13 protein-coding genes are annotated in these 12,209 nt (G+C 68.1%); 6 read left to right on the top strand and 7 right to left on the bottom strand.

The window, feature by feature from the left end:
* The first annotated feature begins 178 nt into the window (after window positions 1-178).
* Together dusB and phoU are read left to right on the top strand one after the other, a co-directional pair.
* Complete coding sequence (gene dusB / locus CFREN_RS11000; RefSeq protein WP_070523137.1) at window positions 179-1,288, top strand: tRNA dihydrouridine synthase DusB; 1,110 nt, start codon at window positions 179-181, stop codon at window positions 1,286-1,288.
* Window positions 1,289-1,379: 91 nt separating this feature from the next.
* Window positions 1,380-2,108, top strand: a complete 729-nt coding sequence (gene phoU, locus CFREN_RS11005; protein ID WP_070523089.1) for a phosphate signaling complex protein PhoU — start codon at window positions 1,380-1,382, stop codon at window positions 2,106-2,108.
* Between the two features lie 187 nt (window positions 2,109-2,295).
* On the opposite strand, the gene pstB is transcribed toward phoU, so the two are convergent.
* The 6 genes from pstB to CFREN_RS11035 form a co-directional block, all read right to left on the bottom strand.
* Window positions 2,296-3,072: a phosphate ABC transporter ATP-binding protein PstB gene (gene pstB / locus CFREN_RS11010; RefSeq protein WP_070523092.1), complete on the bottom strand. Its 777-nt coding sequence runs from the start codon at window positions 3,070-3,072 to the stop codon at window positions 2,296-2,298.
* 37 nt (window positions 3,073-3,109) lie between these two features.
* On the bottom strand, window positions 3,110-4,045 hold the full coding sequence (pstA, locus tag CFREN_RS11015) for a phosphate ABC transporter permease PstA (protein ID WP_209651986.1): 936 nt from the start codon (window positions 4,043-4,045) through the stop codon (window positions 3,110-3,112).
* A gap of 10 nt (window positions 4,046-4,055) precedes the next feature.
* The gene (pstC, locus tag CFREN_RS11020) at window positions 4,056-5,108 is read right to left on the bottom strand and encodes a phosphate ABC transporter permease subunit PstC (protein ID WP_070523100.1); all 1,053 of its coding nucleotides are present in this window, start codon (window positions 5,106-5,108) and stop codon (window positions 4,056-4,058) included.
* Between the two features lie 168 nt (window positions 5,109-5,276).
* The gene (gene pstS / locus CFREN_RS11025) at window positions 5,277-6,368 is read right to left on the bottom strand and encodes a phosphate ABC transporter substrate-binding protein PstS (protein WP_209651985.1); all 1,092 of its coding nucleotides are present in this window, start codon (window positions 6,366-6,368) and stop codon (window positions 5,277-5,279) included.
* Between the two features lie 226 nt (window positions 6,369-6,594).
* Complete coding sequence (mshD, locus tag CFREN_RS11030) at window positions 6,595-7,479, bottom strand: mycothiol synthase (protein ID WP_035122763.1); 885 nt, start codon at window positions 7,477-7,479, stop codon at window positions 6,595-6,597.
* Window positions 7,476-8,162 carry a winged helix-turn-helix transcriptional regulator gene (locus CFREN_RS11035; RefSeq protein ID WP_070523111.1) on the bottom strand — a complete coding sequence of 229 codons (687 nt, stop codon included), beginning with the start codon at window positions 8,160-8,162 and terminating at the stop codon, window positions 7,476-7,478. The genes mshD and CFREN_RS11035 overlap by 4 nt, the downstream gene beginning before the upstream one ends.
* A gap of 103 nt (window positions 8,163-8,265) precedes the next feature.
* On the opposite strand from CFREN_RS11035, the gene CFREN_RS11040 reads away from it, so the two are divergent.
* Together CFREN_RS11040 and CFREN_RS11045 are read left to right on the top strand one after the other, a co-directional pair.
* Window positions 8,266-9,105, top strand: coding sequence for an LmeA family phospholipid-binding protein (locus CFREN_RS11040; protein ID WP_035122767.1), 840 nt, complete (start codon window positions 8,266-8,268; stop codon window positions 9,103-9,105).
* 10 nt (window positions 9,106-9,115) lie between these two features.
* Window positions 9,116-9,766 carry a heme-binding beta-barrel domain-containing protein gene (locus CFREN_RS11045; protein WP_035122769.1) on the top strand — a complete coding sequence of 217 codons (651 nt, stop codon included), beginning with the start codon at window positions 9,116-9,118 and terminating at the stop codon, window positions 9,764-9,766.
* On the opposite strand, the gene CFREN_RS11050 is transcribed toward CFREN_RS11045, so the two are convergent.
* Window positions 9,763-10,647, bottom strand: a complete 885-nt coding sequence (locus tag CFREN_RS11050; RefSeq protein ID WP_035122772.1) for an aminodeoxychorismate lyase — start codon at window positions 10,645-10,647, stop codon at window positions 9,763-9,765. The two genes, CFREN_RS11045 and CFREN_RS11050, sit on opposite strands and share 4 nt — an antisense overlap.
* Before the next feature lie 34 nt (window positions 10,648-10,681).
* Here CFREN_RS11050 and ygfZ point away from each other — a divergent pair, with 34 nt between their 5' ends.
* Both ygfZ and CFREN_RS11060 read left to right on the top strand, forming a co-directional pair.
* Entirely contained in the window at window positions 10,682-11,794 is a 1,113-nt protein-coding gene (ygfZ, locus tag CFREN_RS11055) for a CAF17-like 4Fe-4S cluster assembly/insertion protein YgfZ (protein ID WP_070523115.1), read from the top strand.
* 222 nt (window positions 11,795-12,016) lie between these two features.
* On the top strand, window positions 12,017-12,202 hold the full coding sequence (locus CFREN_RS11060) for a DUF3073 domain-containing protein (RefSeq protein ID WP_070523120.1): 186 nt from the start codon (window positions 12,017-12,019) through the stop codon (window positions 12,200-12,202).
* Window positions 12,203-12,209 lie beyond the last annotated feature (7 nt).

Here is a 12,209-nt window from a genome sequence, read left to right on the forward strand (position 1 = left end):
TTCAGTTAATGACCCTTCACGCAATGTACATTGCATTCCAAGACAAACCACCCCCGGGTGAACCCCCGCCGACGGCGCCGAGCGATTTCGCCCCGCCCCCTCCCGGTGCGACAATGCGACCGTGACAGACCTTCGCATCGGCCCCCACCAGCTCGCCTCCCCCGTCGTGCTCGCCCCCATGGCGGGCGTGACCAACGTGGCGTTCCGTACGCTGTGCCGCGAGCAGGAACGCGAGCGCATGGGCACCGTCGCCGGTCTCTACGTCTGCGAGATGGTCACCGCCCGCGCGCTGGTCGAACGCAACGACAAGACCATGCACATGACCACCTTCGCCGACGACGAGGACCCGCGGAGCCTGCAGCTCTACACCACCGACCCGGAGTGGACGTACCGGGCGGCGAAGATGATCGTCGACGAAAACCTCGCCGACCACATCGACATGAACTTCGGCTGCCCCGTGCCCAAGGTCACCCGCCGCGGCGGCGGTTCCGCCCTGCCGTACAAGCGCCGCCTTTTCGGCAACATCGTCGACGCCGCCGTCCGCGCCACCGAAGGCACCGACATCCCCGTCACCGTGAAGTTCCGCGTCGGCATCGACGACGACCACCACACGCACCTCGACGCCGGCCGCATCGCCGCCGACAACGGCGCCGTCGCCGTCGCCCTGCACGCGCGCACCGCCGCCCAGCGCTACTCGGGAACGGCCGACTGGTCGCAGATCGCCCGCCTGAAGGAGCACATGGTCGACTCCGGTCACGACACCGTGCCCGTTCTGGGCAACGGCGACATCTTCGCCGCCGGCGACGCCCGCCGCATGATGGACGACACCGGCTGCGACGGGGTCGTCGTCGGCCGCGGCTGCCTGGGCCGGCCGTGGCTGTTCGCGCAATTGTCCGCCGAGCTGCGCGGCCTGCCCGTCCCGCCTGCCCCGACCTTCGCCGAGGTCGCCGGCATCCTCCGCCGCCACGCCGAACTCCTCGTCGAGCACGAGGGCGAGCGCAAGGGCTGCCGCGATCTGCGCAAGCACATCGGCTGGTACCTCCGCGGCTACCCCGCCGGTTCGGAGGTCCGCACCGCCCTGACGCGGGTGACCACCCTCGCCGAACTCGACGAAGTTCTCGCGCCGCTTTACGACGGCCCCCACGCCGGTGCCCTCCCCGACGACGCCGACGGTGCCCGCGGGCGCCAGGGATCGCCCGGAAAGGTCATTCTCCCGGAGGGTTGGCTCGACGACCCGGAGGATGAAACCGTGCCCGACGGCGCGGATTTGATGCATTCCGGCGGTTAGCTTCCCCTATTCGGGGTCAATGTCGGCGAGTTTGCCGGGGGCGATGGTTCCAACAGGCGAAAGGGTGGGCGAGGCCTTACCATTGGTGGCCATGCGCACCGTTTACCGCGAACAGATGGACAACCTCGCCCACGGCCTGATCGTGATGTGCGACCACGTCCATGGAATGCACCGCGCCGCCGCCAAGGCGCTTTTCGACGCCGACCTCGAGGCCGCCGAGTCGGTCCTCACTTCCCTCGACAAGCTCGACGAATTCCGCATCGCCGCAGAGGACCGGGCTTTCGAGCTGCTCGCCCGCGAAGCTCCCGTGGCGCGCGACCTGCGCCAGGTGGTCTCCGGCATCTACATCGTCGAGGACATGGCCCGCATGGGCGCCCTGTCCGTGCACATCGCCAACACCGCCCGCCGTCGCCACCCCGGGAAGGCCCTGCCCGAGCAGGTCGAGGGCTACTTCCGCGAGATGGCCTCCGTCGCCGACACGATCACCCACGACACCCGTCAGGTCCTCATCGACTACGACGTCGCCAGCGCCCTGCAGGTCAGCGACGACGATGACGCCATCGACGACATCCACAGCCACCTGTTCACCCTCACCACCGCCGACGACTGGCCGCACACGTCGGCCGAGACCGTCGACGTGACCCTGCTGAGCCGCTACTTCGAGCGTTACGCCGACCACGCCGTGGCCGTCGCCGCCCGCATCGTCTACCTGGCCACCGGCTACAAGCAGGAGGACTACCTGCGCGAGTTGGACTCCGAGGAGCGTCGCGCCGCGATCTCCAAGCGCTTGAGCGACATGGCTCGCCACTTCCACTCCTGAGTCGCCTCCCGCGCGAACGCTGCCGAACCAGACGCAGCCGAACCCGCCCCACGCCATTCCGGCATGGGCGGGTTCTTCGCTTTTCCCCGTTCAATGCCGCATGCGGGGTCGGACTCCCACACGAAAAACCCCGCTCCCCCACCTTGCGGGCGGGAGCGGGGTTCGTCGTGAAGCGAAAAAAGGCGGCTTAGCCAAAGCGACCGGAGATGTAGTCCTCGGTCTCCTTCTTGTCCGGGTTCTCGAAGATCTTCTTCGTCGCGCCGACCTCGACGAGCTGGCCGGGCTTGCCGGTCGCCTCGAGCGAGAAGAACGCGGTCTGGTCGGACACGCGGGCGGCCTGCTGCATGTTGTGCGTCACGATGACGATGGTGAAGTCTTCCTTCAGCTCGTGGATCAGGTCCTCGATCGCCAGGGTGGAGATCGGGTCCAGGGCCGAGCAGGGCTCGTCCATGAGCAGAACCTCCGGCTCGACCGCGATGGCGCGGGCGATGCACAGACGCTGCTGCTGACCACCGGAGAGGCCGCCGCCCGGCTTGTCCAGACGGTCCTTGACCTCGTCCCAGAGGTTCGCCGAACGCAGGGACTTCTCGGCGACCTCGCGGAGCTTCTTCTTGTTCTTCTCGCCGGACAGCTTCAGGCCGGCGACGACGTTGTCCTCGATGGACATGGTCGGGAACGGGTTGGGGCGCTGGAACACCATGCCGATGGTGTTGCGGACCGACACCGGGTCGATCTTCGGACCGTAGATGTTCTCGCCGTCCAGCAGAACCTCACCGGTGACGTACGCACCGGGGATCACCTCGTGCATGCGGTTGAGCGAACGCAGCACGGTGGACTTGCCGCAACCGGACGGGCCGATGAAGGCGGTCACGGAACGCGGCGGGACGTGGAGGTTGACGTCCTTCACGGCGTGGAAGTCGCCGTAGTAGATGTCGACGTTGTTGAGATCGAGGCGCTTGGCCATGATTCGTGGTCTCTTTCCTGTGTTGGGCCGGCGGCCGCTACTGCTTGACGGAGAACTTGGCGGAGATGACGCGGGCGATGACGTTGATGACTGCGATGATGAGCACCAGCGTCAGGGCGGCGCCCCACATCTTGTCGAACGCGGCGCCCGTGTTGCCGGCCTTGTACATGTCGAGCATGAACAGCGGCAGCGAGGACTGCGACTGACCGAACGGGTTCCAGGTGATGATTCGCGACGTCGCGACCAGGATCAGCATCGGGGCCGACTCGCCCATGACGCGGGCGATGGACAGCATGATGCCGGTGACGATGCCGGACAGGGCGGTCGGCAGGACGATCTTGGCGATCGTCTTCCACTTGGGCACGCCCAGGGCGTACGACGCCTCGCGCAGGTCGTTGGGCACGACGCGCAGCATTTCCTCGGTGTTGCGGACGACGATCGGCAGCATCAGAAGCACCAGGGCCAGCGACACCGCGAAGCCCGAGCGCGACATGCCGAACATGACGACCCACATCGAGTAGATGAACAGCGACGCGACGATGGACGGCACGCCGGAGAGGATGTCGACCATGAAGGTCGTGATCTTGCCCAGGCGGGAGTTGCCCGCGTACTCGACCAGGTAGATGGCCACGAAGATGCCGAACGGCACCGTGATGATGGAGGTGACCAGCGCCTGCACGAGGGTGCCGATGATGGCGTGGGCGACGCCGCCCGACTCGGAGCCGACGGTGACGCCGAGCTGCGAGGTGGTCCACCACGAGGCGGACGTGATCATGGGGAAACCGCGGGTGATGACCTCGTAGAGGACCCAGCCCAGCGGGATGAGCGCCAACGCCATGGAGGCGTAGATGATGACGGTGGCGAACTTGTCGCCGACCTTGCGCGAGTTCTTGATCGGGGTGAACGCCGAATCGGAGGTCGAGACCTTGGCGGCCGGGTCCTGATCGATGACGGCCTGATTGTCGATTGCCATTGTCTGCTCCCTACTTCTTGGCGATGATTCGGGCGGCGGAGTTGACCACGAAGGTCAGGAAGAACAGGACCAGGCCGGCGGACATGTAGGCGCCCGCCTTGAGGTCGTCGTTGAACTCCGGGGCGGCGTTGGCGATCGCGGTGGCGAACGTCGTGCCGCCCTCGAAGAACGAGCCGCGGAACGCGTTGGACGGGGAGATGACCATGTACAGCGCCATGGTCTCGCCGAGCGCGCGTCCGAGGCCGAGCATCGAACCCGAGATGTAGCCCGACTTGCCGAAGGGCAGGACCGCCATGCGCACGGTCTCCCAGCGGGTGGCGCCCAGGGCGAGCGAAGCCTCGATGTGGCCGCGCGGCGTCTGGACGAAGACCTCGCGGGTGGTGGCCGCGATGACCGGCAGGATCATGATCGCCAGCACCACGCCACCGGTGAACAGGTTGCGGCCGGTTTCGAAGGCCGGCGAGTTCGGGTAGGTGGTGAACAGGAAGATGCCGCCGAGGTTGGACGCGGCCCAGTTGTAGAACCCGCCCAGCGCCGGACCGAGGGCCATGAAACCCCACAGGCCGTAGACGATCGACGGCACGGCGGCCAGCAGGTCGACGAGGTAGCCCAGGGGCTTGACGGCCTTCTTGGGCGCGTAGCTGGTCAGGAAGATGGCGATGCCGAGCGCGACCGGCATGGCGAACAGCAGCGCGAGCACCGACACCGCGACGGTGACCAGGAACAGGTTCGGGATGCCGAAGTACATCGCCGCCGTGTCGTTCAGGTTCCAGCGGTCGGAGTACGTGAAGAAGTTCGCCTCGTTGTTGCGCATCGAGGGAACCGCGCGGAGGAGAAGGAAGATGGCGATCGCGATGATCGACACGGTGACGAGGGAGGCGGCGCCGACGGACAGGAAGTTGAAGATCCTGTCACCCGGGCGGACGACGCCCTTGGCCACTACCGGCTCGCCGCCGGCGGGTTCTTCTCCGGAGCCATTGCGCGGCGCGTCGAGGGCGGACGCGGCGGCCCGATCCTTTTCGGCCATCGCCGGTTCTCCCGAGGCGGAAGTGGAAGAGGTCATTGAGTTTCCTTAGCTGGTGAGCTGTGAAGACGGTGATGTTCCCCAAACGTGCCACCGGCCGATCGACCCTCGGCCTCCCCTCCCGGGAGGATTCGGGCCAATCGGCCGCGGTGTCGCTGTGGGGGTGCGGTCACCGGCGCATCGGCCGGTCACCGCGGTCGAAGCGTCCTACTGGATGGCGTCGACGGCGTCGACGAGCTTCTGCTTGAAGTCACCCTGAACCGGGATGTAGCCCAGGTCCTCGAGCTCCTCGGACTGGCCCTCCTCCAGGACGATCTTGAAGAAGTTCTTGACCAGGTCACGGGTGGTCTCGTCGTAGCCCGCGGAGCAGACGATCTCGTACGTGGTCAGGACGAGCGGGTAGGCGCCCTCTTCGTCCATGGCGAACAGGGCTTCGGCGTCGACGACCATGTCGTTGCCCTCGCCCTTGAACGCGACCTTGTCCAGGGCGGCGCCCACGGAGTCGGCGTTGAGCTCGACCGGGCCGTGACCGAAGTCCATCTTGGCGATGCCCAGGTCCTTGTCCTTGGCGAAGCCCGCCTCGACGTAGGTGATGGCGCCCGGGATCTGGGCGACCTGGTCGACGACGCCGGCGGAGCCGTTGGCGCCCGCGCCGGTGGCGGTCGGGAAGGACTTGGAGGCCTCGTGCTCCCAGTCCTCCGGGGCGGCCGAGGTCAGGAACTTCATGAAGTTGTCGGTGGTGCCCGACTCCTCCGAGCGGTACACGACGGAGATGTCGGTGTCCGGCAGGTCGACGCCCTCGTTGAGCTCGGCGATGGCCGGGTCGTTCCACTTGGTGATCTTGCCGTCGAAGATCTGGGCGGTCACGGACGGGGACAGGGCCACGTCGACGCCCTCGAGGTTGTAGGCGATGGCGACCGGGCCGATGACCATCGGCAGGTGCCAGGCGTCGTTGCCCTCGCAGCGGTTCTTGGCTTCCTCGATCTGCTCGTCCTTCAGCGGCGAGTCGGAGCCGGCGAACGCGACGGTGTTGGCGATGAACTGCGACTGGCCCGAGCCGGAGCCGGTGGCGTTGTAGGACAGGGTCGAACCCGGCGAGTTGGACTCGAACAGGGTCGCGAACAGGTCCATCGCGCGCTGCTGCGAGGTGGCGCCCTCGCCCTGCAGCTCGCCGGTGGTCTCGGTGAGGCCCTCGACCTGAGACTCGGCGTTGGAGCCGCCCTCGGAGCAGGCGGACAGGGTCAGGCCGGCGACGGCGGTGAGGCCGAGGATGGCGGCGCGGCGGTTGTTCTTCAGCACGGGGGTTCCTCCGGGAAAAATCTCGGTTTCGGGCAAGGGCCCGACAGGGCTGTCGTTTCGATCCGTCGATGCGCGCCGAAAAACGGCGCACCTCACACGGATGTCGAAGTCCGGTCGGACTCCGCTGTCTGAGAAAGGTATAGGCCGATGGTTGCCGGATCACATGCAGAAGATGAACGATGAGTGAACTAGGCAAGTAATTCCGCCCCACGGGCGGAGACTTCACTCACATTCCGTACATGACGTCGCGTCGGGCCACCTCGAAACCCGTTCGCTCGTACGTCCGCACCGCCGGTTCGTTGTCGCCTTCCACGTACAGGATCACCCGATCGTCGCCCCGATCCCGCAGGTGGCGCATCCCCGCGCGCGTCAGCCAACCGCCGATGCCGCGGCCGCGCGCCGCATCGGCGAGCCCGATGACGTACACCTCGCCGACTCCCCCGCCATGCTGCTTGGTCCAGTGGAAGCCGAGGATCTCCCCCGTGTCCTCGTCGACGGCGAACAGCACGCCGGCCGGGTCGAACCACTCGACGGAACGTCCGCGCCGCAGCCGCTCCAGGTCCCACCCGCCCTGTTCGGGGTGCCAGTCGAAGGCTTCGTTGTTGACGGCCAGCCACGCCTCGTCGACCGCGTCCTCCCCCATCCGGGCGGTGGCCGCGGGCAGGTCCTCGAGCCGGATCCCGGCCGGCGGTTCCTCCTCGCCGAGCCCCGACACGGCCTGCCCGGGGGCGGTCATCTGCAGCAGTTCGCGCACCACGCGCCGCCCGGACGACGCCGCCAGTTCCGCGGCCCCCGGCACGTCTCCATGGGCCCACACGGGAAGGGGCTTTCCGACGAGTTCGTCGACGGCCCGCAGCAGCGCGGTGCCCGCCCCACGGCGGCGGTGCTCCACCGCGACGGCCAATTCGGCGGAATCGTCGGCGACGGCGGCCAACCCGACCAGCGAACCGTCGTCAAGCACCCGCAGGTGCCGATGACCGGCGGAAGGATCCGACAGTCCCAGAACGAACGCCTCTCCGAAGGGCTCGACCCCGTCGGCCGCCTCGATGGCGGACAACAGGGCCCGGGCCTCGGCGAGATCGGGCGCGCCTTCTTCGATGCGGAACGTCACGGCTGGTCCTCCTCGGGCTCGACTGCCTTGTAGCCGACGTTGCGGACGGTGGCGATGAGCCCCTCGTGACGATGGCCGAGCTTGGCCCGCAAACGCCGGACGTGAACGTCCACCGTACGCGTGCCGCCGTAGTAGTCGTAGCCCCACACGTCCTGCAGCAACTGCTCGCGCGTGTAGACGCGACCGGCGTTGCGGGTGAGGAACCGCAGGAGCTCGAACTCCTTGAACGTCAGGTTCATCGGCTCACCGTTGAGGCGCGCGGTGTACGTGTGCTCGTCGACGACCAGATCGCCGAGCGTGAGCACCGGGCTCTCCTCCGGCTCCGTCACCGGCACCGGGTGGCGCGACAACAGCAGCCGCAGGCGCGCGTCGATCTCCGCCGGCGTCGCCGACGGCAACAGGAAATCATCGACCGCCCACGAACCGTCGATGGCGATCAACGCCGTGTCCGCCGCGAGCACCGCCACCGGCAGATCCGGGTTCGCCCCCGCGATGTGCCGGCACAGCCCGCGCGCGGCCACCAGATCCGGGCCGGTGGCGTCGATGATCGCGACGGTGACGTCCTCCAGCAGAGTCGCCGATTCCTCGGTGGCCGGCATCCGGATGATGTCGTGGTTCAGCAGCCCGAGATTGGGCACGCGCTCACGGACCCCGGGGTCGTTGCTGACGATGGCCAGGCGCACGGGAGCACACTCCGCTTCTTTTCGGTTCTTCTCGGATCTCCTACCGGGATCATCTTAACGGCCGCGCATTCTCGGCCCGACGCGCATGCGGTACTAATGGGGGGTGAGCATTTCTCGCCCGGTCACACGCATTTTCGCCGCCGTCGGCGCCGTCGCGCTGCTCGCCGTTGGCGCGGATTTCGGGCTCGCCATCCACGCGGAACGCAACCTGGCCAACCGGATCCGCGAGGAAATGAACCTGCCCGCCGACCCCTACGTCAGGCTGGGCGGCGCCGCCTACGCGTCGTCGTTCTTCACCGGCAAGTGGAGTTCCATCCAGGTCCGCGCCCGCGACCTGGAGATCGACAACTTCGGCCTGGTGTCCGTCGAATCCGGCGCCGTCGACGTCGAGGTGCCCCCGTCAGCGGTGTGGTCCGGCGATTTCAAGGACGGCTTCACCGAGCGCTACCACACGACGCTGCAGCTCGACGGCCTGTCGTTGGGCCGCCAGTTCGACTTCACCGACCTGGCCATCCAGAACCACGAGGACATCTCGCCCGCCGGCGGCTGGGAAACCGAGGCCATCTTCGAGGCCACTCCCCCGGGGTGGTCGGCGCCCGCGGAAGTCGTCGTCAAGCTGCGGATCGTGCGGGGCGACGCGAAGTTCATCCCCGTCGAGGTCATCTCGGGGCCCGAGGGACCGGATTCGAAGGACGTCCGTCGGGGCCGGGAGCTTTCCGACGACGCCATCGACGCGATCCTGCCCGCCTTCGAACTGGAGTTGACCGGGGCCGAACTGCCCCTGCGCCAGCGGCCCACCCGCATCTACGTCTCGGGCGGCTCCGTCTTCATCGAGGGCGACGAACTGTTCCGCACCGTCTCGCCCGAGGACTTCCTGCCCGTGGCCACGCACGACCCCGAACTCGGCGGGGAGACGGACCGGGGCGACGACTCTTCGCAGTAGTGTCGGAGGCATGAGCGACACCAACGAAAACACGGGAGACGTTCCCCGCCGCCTCGACGGCAACGAGGCAATCGACCGGGCCGCCGAGCAATCCGCGTCGACCGGCGGGCGCAACATCGCGGACCTGCCGGGACTGCCGATCGCGGAGAACACCGCGAACCTGCGCCACGGCCCCAACCTGCACGACGGCCTGCTGGCGCTGCTGCCGCTGGTCGGCGTGTGGCGCGGCGAAGGCCAGGCCGACACCGTCGTCGACGGCCAGTACCGCTTCGGCCAGCAGATCATCTTCAGCCACGACGGCGAGAACTACCTCAGCTACGACTCGCGGTTCTGGAAGATCGACGAGGACGACAACGTCATCGGCCCCGACCTGCGCGAGACCGGTTTCTGGCGCATCAACGACGACGACGAGATCGAGTTCCTGTGCACCCACTCGACCGGCGTCGTGGAGATCTACTACGGCAAGCCGGTCACCGAACGCGCGTGGGAGGTCCAGGCGGCGTCGACGATGGTCACCGCCACCGGACCGGCGTCGCTGGGCCCGGGCAAGCGCCTGTACGGCCTGATGCCGAACAACGACCTCGGGTGGGTCGACGAGCGCCTGCGCGGCGATGAGTTCATCCCGCGCATGTCCGCCCAGCTGAAGCGCTGGGCCGGTTAACGCGCGAGGGCTTCGTCGCAGAGCTCCCTGAACTCGGCTTCCGCTTCCGGGCCGGGCGCGGGGAGCTCTTCGCCGTCGAGGGAGGTCACGCGCACCGCGATGCGAACGGAGGAGACCAGCCACACCGCGTCGGCGGTGCGCAGGTCTTCCGGCGTGAGCTGCGACGGCACGCACTCCCAGCCCTTTTCGGCGGCGAGATCGAACAGCGCGGCCTGGGTCGTGCCGGGCAGCACGCCTTCGCCGGGGTTCGGGGTGAGCAGCCGGCGGCCGCGGACGAGGATGATCGTCGACGTCGGCCCCTCCAGGAGGTTGCCCTCCGCCGAGGTGAAGATGACGTCGTCGAAGCCGTGCTCCTTCGCGTGGCGCAGGGCGGCCATGTTGGCGGCGTAGGACAGCGTCTTGGCGCCGATGAGCGCCCACGGGGCCCGGTTGCCCAGGTCGAGCTCGAAGCCGCGTTCGGCGAGCATGACCCGCACGCCGCGCTCGCGGGCTGCGGCGACGCCGGCGGCGGGGGTGACCATGATGTAGCCGGTCGGCAGGCCCGTGGATTCGCGGCCGCGGGAGTAGACCCACCGCATCGACGCATCGCCGTCGATCGCCCCGTCGTTCCATTCGGCGACGGCCAGCGCGGAGGCTTCGCGCCACCGGTCGAGGTCGGGGGCGGGCAGCTGCAGCATGTCGGCCGAGGACAGGAACCGGTCTTCGTGGCGGGCGACGTTGCAGGCGTGACCATCCCTGATCAACAGTGTTTCGAAGACGCCGTCGCCGCGGACGGCGCCGAGGTCATCCGGGTAGAGGAAGGGCGCCGAACCGTCGGCGACGCGGGGGGCGTCGCCGGAGAGGACGTCGACGAGGATGATGTCGCGATGCGGGGCTGTCATGCCCCATAGCTTATTCCCCGGGCGGCGCGTTACGATGGCCGACGTGACCATCGATGAGTTCAGTCCGATCGTTCATCACGTCGCCGGGGCGGTCGCCGTCCCGGACGGTGATCCCGGTGGGCGGGCGGGCGTCGCATGGCATTACGGCTCGCCTCTGGTCGAACAGCGGGCGATCGCCGACGGCGCCGCACTGGTGGATCGTTCCCACCTCCGCGTCATCCGGGTGTCCGGCCCGGATCGCCTGGAGTGGTTGAACACCCTTTTTTCCCAGAAGCTCGATGATGCGGGCGCCGGCGTCGCCACCGAGGCCCTCGACCTGGATCCGCAGGGGCGCGTCCTGCACCACATGGGCGTGTCGGTCCTGGAGGATTCCGTGCTTCTCGACGTCTCCCCGTTGGGCGCGGAGTCGCTGCACCGTTTCCTGACCATGATGATCTTCCGCTCCGACGTCACCGTCGAGTTCGCGGACCTGGCGATCGTGTCGGTGCTCGGCCCCGACGCCGGGAAGGTGCTCGCCGCCGCGGGTTTGCCGGACCCGGGCGCCGGTGCGGTGGCCGTGTCCGACGACGGAACCGTGGTGCGCGGCACGACGTGGCCGGCGACCGGTGCCCGCGACGTGTTCGTCGCCCGCGACGGGCTGACCGACGCCTGGGATCGCCTGGTTTCCGCCGGCGCGACGCCGACGGGCCTGATGGCGTGGGAGGCCGAACGCGTGGTGTCCCTGCACCCCGAGCCGGGCCTGGACATCGACGGGAAGATGATCCCCCACGAGGCCCCGACGTGGATCGGCCCCGCCGTGCACCTGGACAAGGGCTGCTACCGCGGCCAGGAAACCGTCTCCCGCGTCCACAACCTCGGTCGACCCCCGCGCACCCTGGTGCTGCTGCACGTCGACGGATCCGATTCCGCCCTCCCCGAGCCGGGTGACCCGGTGACCGCGGGCAAGCGCACCGTCGGCCGGGTGGGCACCGTCGTCGAGCACCACGAACTGGGCCCCGTCGCGCTGGCGCTGGTGAAGCGGTCCTCCCAGGAAGGCGTCGATCTCGCCGCGGGCGGCGTCGCGGTGGCCGTGGATCCGTCCACGGTGGATCGGGACGAATCGGTGCGGCCGGGACGGGCGGCCGTCGACAAGCTCCGGGGGCGCTGACGTCCGCGGCGTGGGCCGAAAATTCTCCATTTTCATCTAAATCGCAGGTCAACGGCCTGATTCAACCCCCGATCACGCGCCCCGTGGCGCGGTGTGGCGGATAGGCGTCAACGCTTCGTCCGCAGATGGGCTATGGTGTCACTCAGGAATTAACGCATTAGATGATGGAGGGGCGGCCGAATCCCCGTGCCGCGCCCCGGACCTAAACAAGGGGGTCAGGCCATGGGTCGCGGCCGTGCCAAGGCAAAGCAGGCGAAGGTTGCTCGTCAGCTGAAGTACGACACTCCGGATATGGATCTGGAGCGTCTCCAGCGGGAGCTCGTGGGCAAGTCGGATGATGACGGCGCCTACGATGACTACTCCGATTACTCCGACTGGGAGGATTGGAACAGCGGCGACGACCGCTGACGCACCC

Origin of the sequence: Corynebacterium freneyi (assembly GCF_030408835.1) — a bacterium.
Taxonomy (GTDB): Bacteria; Actinomycetota; Actinomycetes; order Mycobacteriales; family Mycobacteriaceae; genus Corynebacterium; species Corynebacterium freneyi.